This window comes from Lactococcus sp. S-13 (assembly GCF_004210295.1).
Classification (GTDB): domain Bacteria; phylum Bacillota; class Bacilli; order Lactobacillales; family Streptococcaceae; genus Lactococcus.
In genome coordinates this window covers 1,246,850-1,260,359 of sequence record NZ_SDAK01000001.1, presented here as the reverse complement: position 1 = coordinate 1,260,359, position 13,510 = coordinate 1,246,850, and the positions used below count along the sequence as shown (strand labels likewise).

Annotated in this window: 13 protein-coding genes; all 13 read left to right on the top strand. The window is 40.2% G+C overall.

All coding sequences use genetic code 11. The features are described from left to right. The first annotated feature begins 34 nt into the window (after nucleotides 1-34). The 13 genes from EQJ87_RS06200 to ileS all read left to right on the top strand — a co-directional run bounded on the left by EQJ87_RS06200 (nucleotide 35) and on the right by ileS (nucleotide 13,468). A complete protein-coding gene (locus tag EQJ87_RS06200; protein WP_130123810.1) occupies nucleotides 35-445 on the top strand; it encodes a MerR family transcriptional regulator in 411 nt (136 codons plus the stop codon). After that, nucleotides 442-1,002, top strand: a complete 561-nt coding sequence (locus EQJ87_RS06195) for a DapH/DapD/GlmU-related protein (RefSeq protein WP_130123809.1) — start codon at nucleotides 442-444, stop codon at nucleotides 1,000-1,002. The genes EQJ87_RS06200 and EQJ87_RS06195 overlap by 4 nt, the downstream gene beginning before the upstream one ends. 23 nt (nucleotides 1,003-1,025) lie before the next feature. Beyond that, a complete protein-coding gene (locus EQJ87_RS06190) occupies nucleotides 1,026-2,138 on the top strand; it encodes an NAD(P)/FAD-dependent oxidoreductase (RefSeq protein WP_130123808.1) in 1,113 nt (370 codons plus the stop codon). 133 nt (nucleotides 2,139-2,271) lie between these two features. After that, entirely contained in the window at nucleotides 2,272-3,000 is a 729-nt protein-coding gene (rlmB, locus tag EQJ87_RS06185) for a 23S rRNA (guanosine(2251)-2'-O)-methyltransferase RlmB (protein ID WP_130123807.1), read from the top strand. Nucleotides 3,001-3,140: 140 nt separating this feature from the next. Then, entirely contained in the window at nucleotides 3,141-4,010 is an 870-nt protein-coding gene (locus EQJ87_RS06180; RefSeq protein ID WP_130123806.1) for a DegV family protein, read from the top strand. A 157-nt stretch (nucleotides 4,011-4,167) separates the two neighbouring features. Then, complete coding sequence (gene ftsA, locus EQJ87_RS06175) at nucleotides 4,168-5,538, top strand: cell division protein FtsA (RefSeq protein ID WP_130123805.1); 1,371 nt, start codon at nucleotides 4,168-4,170, stop codon at nucleotides 5,536-5,538. Between the two features lie 125 nt (nucleotides 5,539-5,663). Then, the gene (ftsZ, locus tag EQJ87_RS06170; RefSeq protein WP_130123804.1) at nucleotides 5,664-6,905 is read left to right on the top strand and encodes a cell division protein FtsZ; all 1,242 of its coding nucleotides are present in this window, start codon (nucleotides 5,664-5,666) and stop codon (nucleotides 6,903-6,905) included. Between the two features lie 7 nt (nucleotides 6,906-6,912). Beyond that, complete coding sequence (locus tag EQJ87_RS06165; protein ID WP_130123803.1) at nucleotides 6,913-7,590, top strand: YggS family pyridoxal phosphate-dependent enzyme; 678 nt, start codon at nucleotides 6,913-6,915, stop codon at nucleotides 7,588-7,590. A 29-nt stretch (nucleotides 7,591-7,619) separates the two neighbouring features. Further along, nucleotides 7,620-8,231 carry a cell division protein SepF gene (locus EQJ87_RS06160; RefSeq protein WP_130123802.1) on the top strand — a complete coding sequence of 204 codons (612 nt, stop codon included), beginning with the start codon at nucleotides 7,620-7,622 and terminating at the stop codon, nucleotides 8,229-8,231. Next, complete coding sequence (locus tag EQJ87_RS06155) at nucleotides 8,231-8,506, top strand: YggT family protein (protein WP_130123801.1); 276 nt, start codon at nucleotides 8,231-8,233, stop codon at nucleotides 8,504-8,506. The genes EQJ87_RS06160 and EQJ87_RS06155 overlap by 1 nt, the downstream gene beginning before the upstream one ends. Beyond that, a complete protein-coding gene (locus EQJ87_RS06150; protein ID WP_130123800.1) occupies nucleotides 8,503-9,294 on the top strand; it encodes a YlmH family RNA-binding protein in 792 nt (263 codons plus the stop codon). The genes EQJ87_RS06155 and EQJ87_RS06150 overlap by 4 nt, the downstream gene beginning before the upstream one ends. Before the next feature lie 61 nt (nucleotides 9,295-9,355). Further along, the gene (locus EQJ87_RS06145; protein ID WP_130124604.1) at nucleotides 9,356-10,279 is read left to right on the top strand and encodes a DivIVA domain-containing protein; all 924 of its coding nucleotides are present in this window, start codon (nucleotides 9,356-9,358) and stop codon (nucleotides 10,277-10,279) included. A 390-nt stretch (nucleotides 10,280-10,669) separates the two neighbouring features. Continuing rightward, a complete protein-coding gene (gene ileS / locus EQJ87_RS06140) occupies nucleotides 10,670-13,468 on the top strand; it encodes an isoleucine--tRNA ligase (RefSeq protein WP_130123799.1) in 2,799 nt (932 codons plus the stop codon). Nucleotides 13,469-13,510 lie beyond the last annotated feature (42 nt).

Genomic DNA, 13,510 nt, shown 5'->3' with positions numbered 1-13,510 from the left:
ACTTAAAGTCCACTTCAAATGTTAAAATAAAAGAATGAATATCAAAAAAGCTGCCGAATTATCGGGCATAAAAACAGATAACATCCGTTATTATGAAAAAATCGGGCTCATTCCAAAAATCGCTCGGACAGAATCAGGCTTACGAACTTTCAACGACAAGGACATTAAAACTTTAAAATTTGTCAAGCATATGCGAGAGGCTGGGGTTCAGATTGAACCTTTAACCCGCTACATGAAACTTGTCGCAAAAGGGGAAGTGAGCAGTAAAGAAGCGCGACTTGAGATTCTGCAAAATCAAGTGGATCAATTGCGTCATGAAATTTTAAAAAAGCAAGAAGTATTGGACTATCTGACTTACAAGATTGAGCATTATGACGAAGTTATGGCACCTAGTGAAAGTGATTTGATTGATTTATATTTAGAAAAGCAACTGGAGGAGAAATGAGCGCAGAAAACTTACTTGACCGAGTACAGTATCGCGAAATTTTAAAAGAAGATGAAATTTTTAAGGAAATCCATGAGCTGAAAGCCCACAATGAACCGAAGCTAGCCCAACTTTCCATGCAGTATCATCCCGCAGATGAAGTCAGAGCGATTTTATCAGGAGTGATCGGGCAGAAAATTGCAGATTCAGTGACTATTTCACTGCCATTTTATAGTGACTTTGGCAGTCATATCCGCTTAGGGGAGGATATTTTCTTAAATCAAAATGTCACTTTTGTTGATTTAGGGGGAATTACACTGGAAGACCATGTTTTGATTGGGCCGGGCTGTCGTTTGATCAGTGTCAATCATTTACTTGAGCCTGAAAAAAGACTGGGCCTTCAGCTTAAACCCATTTTGATTAAAGAAAATGCCTGGCTAGGTGCGAATGTGACGGTCTTGCCTGGTGTGACAATAGGGAAAAATGCCGTCGTTGGGGCTGATTCAACTGTTACAAAAGATGTTCCAGACAATGCTGTAGTTGTTGGAAGCCCAGCAAAAGTGATAAAGACAATCTAAAACAACAGAAAAAAGAGAATGAAATGAAAAAAATTGCAATTATTGGCGGCGGAATTGTCGGTATGACTTTGGCAAATTATCTAGACAATCAGCGATTTGAAATCAGTCTTTTTGATGATGAAAAAAATCAAGCAACTAAAGCCAGCGCAGGCATCATTTCGCCTTGGTTGTCCAAACGGCGTAATAAAAAATGGTACCAATTGGCAAAAGAGGGCGCAGCTTTCTTTGAAAAATTGACTGTGGATTTTGAACTGAATAAGGAAATCTACGAGCGCTGTGGGACTTTATTTTTAAGAAAAAAAGATGATTTACAAGAGCTGGAGAAATTAGCGCTAGAGCGGCAAAAAGAAGCGCCAGAGATGGGCGAAATCCGCTTGCTCAATCCAGAAGAAACGGCGAACCTTATGCCTTTACTCAAACCTGCTCCAAGCCTCTACCTTTCTGGTGGGGCGCGTTTGGATGGTGCGGCTTATTTGCTTCATTTGAAAAAAAGAGCAGAAAAAAGGGGCGTTAAGCTTTATCAAGAACGTGCGCAGATTCGTAAGTTGGATCAAGCGTGGGAGGTGAGTCATGAGAGGCAAAGAACAGTAGTTGATGCGCTAGCAATTTGTGCAGGTCCGGCGCTCAAAGATTTACTCTTACCTGTTGGCTATCAAGTCAAGGTCAAAGCGCAAAAAGGACAATTGTTATCTTTCCAGACAAATTTTGCTACTGAAAATTTCCCTGTGGTTTTTTTGGAAGGGGCTGCTGATCTTATTCCCTTTCAAAAGGGAAAACTTTTGGTGGGGGCCACGCACGAAAACGAGGCAGGTTGGGATTTGCAGGAGACGTCAGCGGCTTTTGAGCAACTGACGGATTTTGCGGACTATCTGAAAAATCAAGAATTGCTAGATTTTCCTTATCGTTATCGAGTGGGGACGCGGGCTTATTCTGAGGATTTTGCTCCCTTTTTTGGACCGCTTGAGGATGATTCTTCGGTGGTGGTGGCAAGTGGGCTGGGTTCGTCGGGACTGACGACGGGGCCTTATATTGCTTATTTGTTGGCAAATTATTTTAATGAACCGGAAAAAAGCTGGAAAGCAGCGCATTATCAAAAAGAAATGACGACATATATTCAAAAAAATGAGCAGCAATAGGGCGAAAAAAATTATGTAAAATCCTTCTAAAAGTAAATTATGTCATTTACATAATTTTTTAACAGATTTACATAAGCAAAAAAACTTGGAAATAGACTCAGGTTTTTTTGTCTAAAAATGATATAATGATTTCATGGAAAATACTGATATCATCTACGGATTACACGCGGTCACAGAAGCCTTAAACGGCAACTTGGTCAACAAACTTTATGTTCAAGAAGATTTGCGCGGCAAGAATGTTGAAAAAATCAAAGAACTTGCACGAATTAAAAAAGTTAATATTTCTTGGACGCCAAAAACAGAACTTAATAAACTGACGGAAAACGGTGTCCACCAAGGTTTTCTTGCGAGGGTGGCCGAATTTGCTTACGCTGATTTGACCAAATTACTGACGGATTTGTCAGCAAAGGAAACAGCAACAATTTTGATTCTGGACGAGCTGACGGATCCCCACAATCTGGGTTCAATCGCACGAACGGCTGATGCAACGGGAGTTGATGCCATTATTATTCCGAAACATCGGGCAGTCGGTATCACACCAACAGCAGTTAAAGCAAGTACTGGCGCGCTTCAACACGTTCCAGTTGTGCGAGTAACCAATTTGTCACAAGCAGTAGACAAGCTTAAAGCAGCACAATTCTGGATTTTTGGTACCGACATGAATGGAACGACTTACAGCAGCTGGAATACAGCAGGAAAAGTCGCTTTGATTATTGGTAACGAAGGTCACGGGATTGGACAAAATCTCAAAAAGCAAGTCGATGAGATGATTACAATTCCAATGGTAGGACACGTTCAGAGCCTGAATGCATCGGTCGCTGCCAGCATTTTGATGTACGAAATTTTTAGAAATCGGAACTAACATTATCTTGACAAAAAAGCAGAGAAAATGCTGACGTCAATCATTTGAAACATTTCGTCAGTAATTTCTCTAGCAAAATAAAAAAACTGTCAGTAAAAAGGGCTTCTGTCAGCTCTGACAGAGGAAGAGGAAGGAATTAAATGACTTTTCAAATTATGACAGACTCAACCGCAGACTTGAGCCAGTCTTATCTTAAAGAACACCACATCGCCCACTTGGGCATGACCGTTAATATCGGGGATCAAACCTATGAAACCATCGGTGAGAAGGCGCTGGACAACAGTACTCTTCTTGAAGCAATCAAAAAAGGACAAACCGTTCAAACCTCACAAGTCAACTCTGGTCAATTTTTAGAAGTGTTTAAAAAATTTGCTTTAGCAGATGAAGAGTTGGTTTATCTGGCTTTTTCGTCAGGACTTTCAGGCACTTATCAATCTGCCGTGATTGCTCGAGAAATGCTATTGGAAGAGCTTCCAGAAGCTGAAATTACAGTTGTTGATACACTCGCTGCAGCCTCTGGCGAAGGTTTTTTGGTTGAGGAAATGGTTAAACTCCGTGACGCTGGAAAAACCTTGGATGAAAGTTTAAAAGTTTTGAATGAGCTGATACAACGCTTGGAGAGCCGTTTCATGGTGGATGATTTGAACCATTTAGCACGAGGTGGACGGATTCCAAAAGCAGTCGCTCTGGTTGGTACAATGGCCAATATCAAGCCCTTATTAGACGTCGATCCTGAAGGAAAATTGCGCCAAGTCACAAAAGTTCGTGGCAAGAAAAAAGCCATTCATCAGATGATTGAAAAAACTCTGACCGAAATGGATAGCGCTTACCCACATTTAATTATTTCTTACTCAGGAACAGACGAAACAGCCCAAGAAATTAAAACTCAAATTCTTGAAGAAAGCCCACAGATTGCAGTTGACATCCGTCCGCTCAGTCCAACGATTGTAACTCACACAGGCGAGGGAACCATCGCAATTTTTTCTGTTGCCAAAGAATACAGGAAGTAAACGAAAAAAACTTATAAAATCACAGCTAAACTCTTGTTTTACTGTGATTTTATGTTAAAATATATAATGAATGTATCTGTGTATAAAATTATCTATACATTCTGCTAAATTATTAAAAAAAATGAATTGTGATGTGTAAGAGAAAGGAGTCGCTTTTATGGCTAAAAGTGGACTTTATACAGGCGTAGATATTGGAACAAACACGATTAAAGTGCTTGTTGCAGAGTACGTTTCAGGTGAAATGAATATAATTGGCGTTGGAAATGCAAAATCTGACGGCTTAAAAAATGGAATTATTGTTGACATTGAGAAAGTAGCGCAAGCTTTACGCAAAGCGATTAACGCTGCTGAAGAGCGCGCAGGAATCACGATTGATCGTATCAACGTGAGCATTCCAGCAAACTCTCTTGAAATCGAACCTTGTCAAGGCATGGTTCCGATTGTTAGTGAAACAAAAGAAATTACAGACAACGACGTTCTTCAAGTCGTTCAAAATGCGTTGATGCGTGGGATTGTACCCGAACGTGAAATCATCGCTGTCGAAACAAAAGAATTTACCGTGGATGGCTTTACAGGAATTTCTGATCCACGCGGAATGTTTGGCGTACGCTTAGAAATCCATGGCGTTGTCTATACAGGACCAAAAACTTTAGTCCATAACATTCGTAAAGTCGTTGAACGTGCAGGATTGATTGCTGAAAATATTGTTATTGCTCCTTTGGCAATGGCCCAATACGTGCTCACCGAAGGTGAACGCGAATTTGGAACAATCATGGTGGATCTCGGTGCAGGTCAAACAACAGTTAGTGCTGTCAAAGAACAAGCACTGAAGTTTACACACACTAGTCCTGAAGGTGGCGATTACATCACCAAAGATATTTCAACAGTGCTGAATACATCTGTTTCAGCAGCAGAAGATTTGAAAGTCAACTATGGTGAAGCAAGTACCGAACGGGCAAGTCAAGATGAATACTTCCTTGTTGAAGTTGTCGGCAAAGAAGAAGCTGACCAAGTCACAGAATACTACCTTTCACAAATCATCGAAGCACGAATGACTCAAATTTTTACTCGAGTACGTCAAGATTTGGAAGCTGGTGCTTCATTTGAAGTACCTGGTGGAGTGATTTTAGTCGGTGGAACAGCCGCAATGCCAGGTGTTGTTGATTTGGCAACTAAGATTCTTGGAATGAATGCTCGTTTGTTTGTCCCTGGCGAAATGGGCTTGCGCAATCCTGCTTTTGCTCAAGTGATTAGTGTTGTGAGCTACATTGGACAACGCAGTGATATCGATGTTTTAGTTTCACAAGCTTTTTCTGGAGAGTACACTTATAGTGCTCCTGAAGAAGTTTACGTTGCACCCGTACAAACTGTACCTGTTCAAGCAAGCGCACCAGTGAATGCTGAAAATGATTATTACACAGAACCTCAGGTTCGTCCAGTAGTCGCTCAAAAACCAGCAGAAGCTGAAGAAGAAAAAGAAGGTCTTTTAGACCGTGCTAAAGGTTTCTTTGGCAACCTTTTCGACTAAGCATTAAGAAATTACTCAAAAGAAAGCTTTACAAGAACTAGTGCCAAAAATAGTTTTGGTTGAAGTCTACTAGAGCTTTCGTAAAAAACTTTAAATTTTGAAAGTAAAATACGGAGAAATAAAACATGGAATTTTCATTTGATACAGACTTAACAACGGGTGCTGTTATTAAAGTTATCGGTGTCGGCGGTGGCGGTGGTAACGCGATTAACCGCATGATTGAAGAAGGTGTTTCAGGCGTTGAATTTATCGCTGCCAACACAGATGTGCAAGCCTTGCGCAGCTCAAAAGCAGACACAGTAATCCAGCTTGGGCCAAAATTAACACGCGGCCTAGGTGCTGGTGCTCAACCTGAAGTTGGTAAACGTGCAGCCGAAGAATCAGCTGAAACAGTATCACAAGCACTTGAAGGCTCAGACATGATTTTCATCACAGCTGGTATGGGTGGCGGAACTGGTACAGGTGCTGCACCAGTCATTGCTCAAATCGCTAAAGAAATTGGTGCTTTGACTGTTGGTGTTGTCACTCGTCCATTTGGTTTTGAAGGTTCAAAACGTTCATACTTTGCGACAGAAGGTATCGAAGCGCTGCGTGCAAACGTTGATACCTTGTTGATTATCTCAAACAATAACTTGCTTGAGATTGTTGACAAGAAAACACCATTGACAGAAGCTTTACGCGAAGCGGATAATGTTTTGCGTCAAGGTGTTCAAGGGGTTACAGACTTGATTACCAACCCTGGTATGATTAACTTGGACTTCGCCGATGTGAAAACTGTAATGGAAAACAAAGGTGATGCTCTTATGGGTATCGGTGTTGCTACTGGTGAAGAACGTGTCATCGAAGCAACACGCAAAGCGATTTACTCACCACTTTTGGAAACAACCATTGAAGGTGCTGAAAATGTCCTCTTGAACGTTACAGGTGGCATGGACATGAGCTTGATTGAAGCACAAGATGCTTCTGAAATCGTGATTCAAGCGGCTGGTAACGATGTCAACATTATGTTGGGTACAGCAATTGATCCAAACTTGAAAGACGAAATTCGTGTTACAGTTGTTGCAACAGGTGTAGCGAAAGAAACAGCTGATGAAGCCCTTGGTTTCCAAGCAGAAACACGTCGTCAACCTAACTTGACACACAATGCCAATATGCAACACACTCCAGCGAGCCGCCCAGTTCAACAACAAGCTGCTCCACAAAATCAACAACAAGGAAATTCTGCATTTGGAGATTGGGATATCCGTCGTGATGCTTCACCACGTCAAAGCGTAAATAACACACGTGATACGTCATCAGTAACAAGTTTTGGAGGCATTCCTACTTCTGATGAAGATCTTGATACCCCACCATTCCTCCGTAAATAATTGATCAATGACGATTAAAGAAAATGTTGATAAAATATTGAGTAACGTAGATGCGGCAAAAGCTGCGTCTTCTTATTCTAATCAGTCAGTTTCAGTCATTGCGGTTACTAAGTATGTCAAAGCCGAGCTAGCTCGTGAAGTTTTAGAAAATGGAATTTCACACCTCGCTGAAAATCGAACAGAGCTCTTTCTTGAAAAATATGAAGCTTTAAAAGATTATAAGGTTACTTGGCATTTGATTGGTAATTTGCAAAGACGAAAAGTCAAAAGTGTAATCAATTTTGTTGACTACTTTCATGCGCTAGACTCTATGAAGCTTGCTCAAGAAATTAGTAAACGTGCGGAGCACCAAATCAAATGTTTTGTTGAAGTTAATATTTCTGGTGAAGAAAGTAAACATGGCTTTTCAGTAAATGAACTTTTGGGCATCTTGCCTGAATTATCCAAACTAGAAAATATTGAGATTGTTGGTTTAATGACAATGGCTCCGTTTGATGCAACTGAAGACGAGTGTAATGACATTTTTGGAAGAATGAAAAAATTGCAAGTTGAAATATCTGAAATGAATCTTCCACAAATTCCTTGTACTGAATTGAGTATGGGAATGAGTCGAGATTATGAGGCTGCCATTAAAAATGGGGCAAGTTTCGTTCGGATAGGAACGGAATTTTTCAAAAACTTGTGAGACAGATAAAGTAAACAACGGAGGAAAATATGGCATTTAAAGATCTGATGAATACCCTACGTGGTTATTTAGCAGAGGATGATGAAGATTTTGATGAACCAGCACGCCCTGCGCAAGAACCAAGACCAACAGTCGTAGCCAGCCCTAAACCAACGGTTGAGGAAAAAGCAGGACAGCCTGATTATACGGCACGTCAGGAAGCGGCGGCTTCAAGATTACAAACTCAAACACAAACGCAAAAACAAACACAAGCAGCGCCACAAAAGCGTTTTGCTCAGAATTTCTCAAAACCTATGCCTGAAAAAATCGTACAACAACAAACCGTTTCCCAAAACCAAACTTTGGCGCAAGCGGTATCTACTATTGCAATTAAAGAACCACGGGCCTATGCAGACATCATGGAATCAGCACGTATCGTTAAAAATGGCGAATGTGTTTTGGTTAACTTTAAATTTATGGGTGACGCCCAAGCACGTCGCTCCATTGATTTTATGACGGGTGTGGTCTTTACTCTTGATGGTGATATTCAAAATGTGGGGGGACAAATTTTCTTGATGACTCCTGCAAATATTACAGTCGATGCAGCGAAAGAAATGTCTATCTTAGCTGGTCAAAATTTTGAAAGTTACGATATCTACTAATGATTATAACGATTACAATAGTAAACTGGCTTCTACGTTTGATAGATGCCTATTCCATTGTCTTAGTCATTTATGCCTTGATGAGCTGGATTCCAAGTCTTTATGGGACTTGGTTCGGTCGTTTTATTATCAAAATTTCTCGTCCTTATTTAAGCCTTTTTGAAAATCTTCCTTTGAGTTTTGCTGGTTTAGATTTTTCCATTTTGGTGGCTGTGATTGTTCTACAATTTATTCAACGTTTTATCATGATTGTGGTTAATGGAATTTTGTTTTGAACGAAGAAAATATTTATCAGCATTTTCAGGCAGATGAACGGCGATTTATTGATCGCTGCTTAGAGTGGCTGAATCGAGTGGAAGATTCTTATGCGGTGATTAGCACTTCTTTTCTGAATCCGCGTGAGTTGGAAATTTTGCAAACTTTAGCGAATAAAAGAAAGGTTCAACTTTTCTCAAGTCAATTGTTGGGAGAGATGGAGCAAGCTAAAGTCATACTGGCACCAGAATTTTATCGTTTTGATGCAGAAGATTTTGATTTAGCACTGCTCGAAATGTCTTATGCCTCTAAGTTCGTGCAGATTTCTCATGCGCAAGTTCTAGGAACTTTTCTAGGGCAAACGGGCTTAAAACGGCAAGAAGTGGGTGATATTATTGTTGCCGCAGATAAGGTTCAAATTTTCGTCAGCAAACACGTCGTTGAAATTTTTAAAGCGATTGAAAAAGTGGGACGAGCAGCCGTCAAAATTCGAGAGATTTCACTGACGGAATTAAATTCTGCCCCAAATCAATCCGTCAGTGAAGTTGTTCTTGTGGATAACTTACGGATTGATAAAATTATTGCAGTCGCTTTCAAAGTTTCTCGCAATATTGCGGCAAATATGTTAGAATCAAATAAGATAAAAATAAATTATCTCGAAATTGATAAGAAAAATATTTCTGTTGGAATTGGCGATTTAATCAGTGTTCGTGGCTTTGGAAGAATCAAAATTTCTAAAGTTTTGGGGCTGACGAAAAAAGGAAAACAGAAGGTTGAACTCGAGATCATTAAAAATCATAAAAGATAAATGGGAATAATTTTAACTAAAATTAAGTTAGAGTTTAATAGAATAAACTGAGGAGGGGATGATGACATTAAACAGTCTGGATGTTCAAAACAAGAGCTTCAATCCACAATTTCGTGGATTTAGTAAGCATGAGGTCGATGAGTTTTTGGATATTGTCGTTCGAGATTACGACGAGTTTGCTCAAACCATTAAAGATCAAGAACGTGAGTTGAAATCATTGCGCGAACGCGTGAAATACTTTGACGACATGAAAGATTCACTCAATAAATCGATCGTTGTAGCGCAAGATGCTGCTGACAATCTTCGAGAGCAAGCTAAAGGCGAAGCAGACAAGATGAAAATCAATTCTGAAAAAGAATCGAGTGAAATCATTGCAAATGCTGGAAGAAAAAGTGCGCTAATTATTGAAGCAGCGAAAAAAGAAGCTGGGTTTATTTTGAATGCTGCTTCAGATGACGCGCGTAAGTTGGTTCGTGATACAGATGATTTGAAACGTAAAATGCGTCTTTATCACCAACGGATGACTTCGGTTGTGGAAAACCAACTGGCTTCAATGCAATCGGATGATTGGGCAGAAATTTTCCGTCCAACGCGTGATTATGCAGTAAATCCAGAAGAAAAACTTCAATCAATCATTGAGGAACACTTGGAAAGTGCTGAAGAAACGTTAGCAAAAACGCAAGCAATTACGCCATTGACGGATGAAGATGTTGCTAATGCAACTGAAGAAGTCAAGGAGACCGAAGAAGTGTCAGAAGCTGAAGCACCAAAAGGGCAAGAAGCTCTGACTGATGCCGAAAATGCTGACGAAACTGTTGAAACGCCAGTTGAAGCAACACAAGACGCAGAAAATTCACTGACGCAAACATCAACGGATTCACAAGCAACTTACGAAGAGTTTCCAGAGCTGACATCCCAAGAGCCAGAAGTTTCAAACTCAATGGATAATCAAGAAACGATTGATTTGAGCGAATTGAAAAACTAATTCATTAGACCAACACAAGAAAAAAAGATAATCCAAGCAAGCGAGTGGTGATGGAAGACTCGCATTCCCTGTTTTTTCTTGTTATCAGCTGATGGAAGTTCCCAAATTACTGACGAAAATTGAAAATCAATGACGTCAGCAATTTGGGAGAAATCTTAGACTGAACTTACAGTAAGTTTAAGCGCCGCACCCGTTACGTGTTTAGAGTTTCTATCAATTTAACAAGATTGATAGAAAAAATAAAGGTGGTACCACGATTTTTCGTCCTTTGCGAAAAATCGTTTTTTTGTTGATTAAAGACAAGCCAGACTGTTGAGTTTTTTGAGCAAGAATGGCCCAACCACCAAAAGATAAAATTGATAAAAATTTTAAAAATAGAAAGAAGAAAATATGAAAATTAAAGATACACTAAATCTTGGTAAAACAGCATTTCCAATGCGCGCAGGTTTGCCAAACAAAGAGCCAAACTGGCAAAAAGATTGGGCAGATAGCTCACTTTACGAACAACGTCAAGCATTGAATGAAAGCAAGCCATCATTCATGTTGCATGATGGCCCACCGTATGCCAACGGAAATATTCATATCGGTCACTCTTTGAATAAAATTTCTAAAGACATCATCGTTCGTTACAAATCAATGGCTGGTTTTAGAGCACCTTACGTTCCTGGTTGGGACACACACGGTTTGCCAATCGAGCAACAATTGGCGAAAGCGGGCATGAAACGCAAAGAAATGGATTTGCTTGACTATCTGGAAGAATGCCGCAAATATGCCATGAAACAAGTTGAAATGCAACGGACAGACTTCAAATCACTCGGAGTTTTGGCTGATTGGGATCGCCCCTATCTGACACTTTTGCCAGAATATGAAGCTGCGCAAATCCGTGTCTTTGGTAAAATGGCTGAAAAAGGCTATATCTACAAGGGTGCAAAACCGATCTATTGGAGCCCATCATCAGAAAGTTCGCTTGCCGAAGCCGAAATTGAGTATCAAGATGTGAAATCTCCTTCCCTTTATGTTGCCTTTAAAGCGAACGATGTTCAAGGAAAAATTCCAGCAGACACAGAGTTTATCATCTGGACAACAACTGCGTGGACTTTCCCATCAAACCGTGGAATTTTTGTACACCCAGACTACGACTACATCGTGGTGGAAGTAGAAAACCGTAAATTCTTGATTGCCAAAGATTTACTGGAAACAGTATCTGAAAAAATTGGTTGGGAAAACCCACAAGTTTTGCAAACCATTAAAGGTTCAGAACTGGAATATATGACCGCTAAACATCCTTTCTACGACCGTGATTCCTTGGTCATGAATGCTGATTATGTCAGCCTGGACTCAGGAACTGGTTTAGTTCACACTTCGCCAAACCACGGGGAAGATGACTATCAATACAGCCGTAAATACAAACTGCCAGTCATCGAAGATATTGACAGCCAAGGCTATTTTACAGCTGAAGCTGAGGGCTTTGAAGGAAAATTCTACGATGATGTGGAAGAATTGGTCTTGGAAAAAATGAGAGCCACAGATCGCTTGCTTCATGTGGAACATTTTATCCACAGCTACCCACACGACTGGCGTACAAAAAAACCAGTAATTTTCCGTGCCACTCCACAGTGGTTCGCTTCAATCGACGATTTCCGCCAAAACATTTTGGATGAAGTGGAAAAAGTGGACTGGGTTATTCCATGGGGTAAAACACGTCTGTTCAACATGGTGCGTGACCGTGGCGACTGGGTCATCTCTCGCCAACGCGCATGGGGTGTGCCTTTGCCAATCTTCTATGGTGAAAACGGTGAGCCAATCATCACACCAGAAACAACCGAACACGTGGCACAGCTTTTCGCCAAACATGGCTCAAAAGTCTGGTTTGAACGTGAAGCAAAAGACCTCTTGCCAGAAGGATTCACTCACCCCGCTTCTCCAAATGGTGAATTTACTAAAGAAAAAGACATCATGGACGTTTGGTTTGACTCAGGTTCATCTTGGAACGGTGTCCTCAACGAGCGTGATTACCTCAGCTATCCTGCTGACCTTTATCTCGAAGGATCTGACCAATATCGTGGTTGGTTCAATAGCTCAATCACAACTTCTGTTGCGGTAAATGGCATTGCACCATATAAAGCAGTTCTTTCACAAGGCTTTGTGTTAGATGGAAAAGGACGGAAAATGTCTAAATCTATCGGAAATACAATTCTGCCAAAAGATGTCACTAAAAAATTAGGTGCTGACATTTTACGACTTTGGGTAGCATCAATCGACACAGAATCAGACGTACGTGTTTCTATGGACATCCTCAGTCAAGTTTCTGAAGTTTACCGCAAGATCCGTAATACCTTGCGTTTCTTGATTGCGAACACTTCTGATTTCAATCCAAACATTGATGCGATTGACTTTGCTGAACTTCGTGCTGTGGATAAATATATGCTGACTAAATTCAATGAGTTAGTAAAACAAATCCGTGCGGCATATGATAGCTACAGCTTTATGAGCGTTTATAAAGCAATCATTAATTTCATCACTAATGATTTATCAGCATTTTATCTTGACTTTGCCAAAGATGTTGTTTATATCGAATCAGCAAATTCAAAAGCTCGTCGTTCAATGCAAACTGTAATGTATGTAATTTTGAAAGATTTGGTTAAATTGCTCGTTCCAATCTTACCTCACACTGCCGAAGAAACATGGACTTACTTGGAACATGAACCAGAAGAATATGCATATCTTGCAGAAATGCCAGAAGCAGCAGAACTCCTAGGAGCTGAGGAATTATTGAACAGCTGGAAAGCTTTCCTTGATTTCCGCGATAAAGTCTTAAAAGCTTTGGAAAATGCTCGTGAAGCAAAACTTATTGGTAAATCTTTGGAGGCAACAGTAACTGTTTATCCTAACGAGGTTGTCCGTACTTTGCTGACTGCAATTGATGAAAATGTTGCTCAACTTTTGATTGTTTCAAATTTTGTTGTTGCGGATGCTCCAGTTAATATTGCACCAGAAACAGCTATGATTTTTGATGATGTTGCAATTCTTGTTGAACACGCAGCAGGAGAAGTTTGTGATCGTTGCCGTCGCACAGATGTAACTGTTGGTCAACATTCTAACGAACATCTTCATGCGCTTTGTGAACATTGTGCACAAATCATTACCGATGAATTTCCAGAAATTTTAGAACAAGGTTTTGAAGATTAAAATAAAAAAGTTACTAACAACTCGTTAGTAACTTTTTTATTT

Bases quoted from the DNA above. Each gene is read 5' to 3' on its own strand.
- EQJ87_RS06200 (WP_130123810.1), top strand. From the start codon at position 35: ATGAATATCAAAAAAGCTGCCGAATTATCGGGCATAAAAACAGATAAC.
- rlmB (WP_130123807.1), top strand. From the start codon at position 2,272: ATGGAAAATACTGATATCATCTACGGATTACACGCGGTCACAGAAGCC.
- EQJ87_RS06155 (WP_130123801.1), top strand. From the start codon at position 8,231: ATGATTATAACGATTACAATAGTAAACTGGCTTCTACGTTTGATAGAT.
- ileS (WP_130123799.1), top strand. From the start codon at position 10,670: ATGAAAATTAAAGATACACTAAATCTTGGTAAAACAGCATTTCCAATG.
- ftsZ (WP_130123804.1), top strand. From the start codon at position 5,664: ATGGAATTTTCATTTGATACAGACTTAACAACGGGTGCTGTTATTAAA.
- EQJ87_RS06160 (WP_130123802.1), top strand. From the start codon at position 7,620: ATGGCATTTAAAGATCTGATGAATACCCTACGTGGTTATTTAGCAGAG.
- EQJ87_RS06190 (WP_130123808.1), top strand. From the start codon at position 1,026: ATGAAAAAAATTGCAATTATTGGCGGCGGAATTGTCGGTATGACTTTG.
- ftsA (WP_130123805.1), top strand. From the start codon at position 4,168: ATGGCTAAAAGTGGACTTTATACAGGCGTAGATATTGGAACAAACACG.
- EQJ87_RS06165 (WP_130123803.1), top strand. From the start codon at position 6,913: ATGACGATTAAAGAAAATGTTGATAAAATATTGAGTAACGTAGATGCG.
- EQJ87_RS06180 (WP_130123806.1), top strand. From the start codon at position 3,141: ATGACTTTTCAAATTATGACAGACTCAACCGCAGACTTGAGCCAGTCT.
- EQJ87_RS06195 (WP_130123809.1), top strand. From the start codon at position 442: ATGAGCGCAGAAAACTTACTTGACCGAGTACAGTATCGCGAAATTTTA.
- EQJ87_RS06145 (WP_130124604.1), top strand. From the start codon at position 9,356: ATGACATTAAACAGTCTGGATGTTCAAAACAAGAGCTTCAATCCACAA.